Annotated in this window: 2 protein-coding genes; both read left to right on the top strand. The window is 39.6% G+C overall.

The genetic code is table 11. From position 1 onward, the window contains the following. Positions 1 to 871 (top strand): toxic anion resistance protein (locus ACWHAR_RS22800; RefSeq protein ID WP_452087914.1); only part of this gene is annotated, 871 nt, incomplete at its 5' end. 81 nt (positions 872 to 952) lie between these two features. Next, on the top strand, positions 953 to 1,088 hold a 136-nt coding region (locus ACWHAR_RS22805), incomplete at its 3' end, for a hypothetical protein (protein WP_452087915.1).

Raw genomic sequence — 1,088 nt, forward strand, 5'->3', positions numbered from 1 at the left:
CGAAATACTTGGAGAGCTGATGAAAAAGCTGGAGCAAGTAAATCCTGATGATCTCCAATCTAAGAAAAAGGGTTTTTTGGCACGCATGTTTGGAAGAGTATCAAGTTCTCTTCAAGAAGTGCTGTCTAAATACCAAAAGACCAGTGTGCAGATAGACAGAATCAGCTTGAAGCTGGAGCACTCTAAAAATGCTTTAATCAGTGACAACAAGCTGTTAGAGCAGTTATATGAAAAAAATAAAGAATATTTTGCCGCGCTGAATGTTTATATTGCTGCAGGAGAACTGAAGCTGGAGGAATTAAAAACTAAAACAATTCCTGAACTGAAGCAACAGGCTGAATCGAGTGATCATAACCAAATGGCCGTTCAAGAGATGAATGATTTAATTCAATTTGCTGACCGGTTAGATAAAAGGGTTCATGATTTGTTGCTGAGCAGGCAAATTACAATCCAAAGTGCACCGCAAATCAGGCTGATTCAAAATACAAACCAAGCGTTAGCTGAAAAGATCCAGTCATCCATTGTGACAGCGATTCCGCTATGGAAAAATCAAGTTGCCATTGCACTGACGCTTTTAAGGCAGCGCAATGCAGTGGATGCACAACAGAAAGTATCTGATACAACCAATGAGCTTTTGCTGAAAAACGCGGAGCTTTTAAAAACCAATACAATTGAAACTGCACGGGCAAATGAAAGAGGCCTTGTTGATATAGATACCTTGAAGAAGGTGCAGGAAAGCTTAATAAGCACGCTTGAAGAAACGCTAACTATACAAGAAGAAGGACGAATCAAACGCCGTCAGGCAGAAGAAGAGCTCATGATGATGGAAGGCGACCTGAAGCAAAAGCTGCTTACAATAAAGGAAAGATAGTTACCAGTAAGTCTGGCTTTAAGTTCTCTCAGAGGCACGATATAATAAGGTGTAAGAAGACACATTCAAAGGATTGTTTTCATGAACACACCTTTATATAAAGCATTAATTCAACATGCGAGAAGAAATTCTCATTCATTTCATGTTCCGGGACATCACAATGGAGATGTCTTTTTTGATGACGCTAAGTCAATATTCGATCCGCTTCTCACCATTG

Source organism: Bacillus sp. LR--39 (assembly GCF_053613335.1).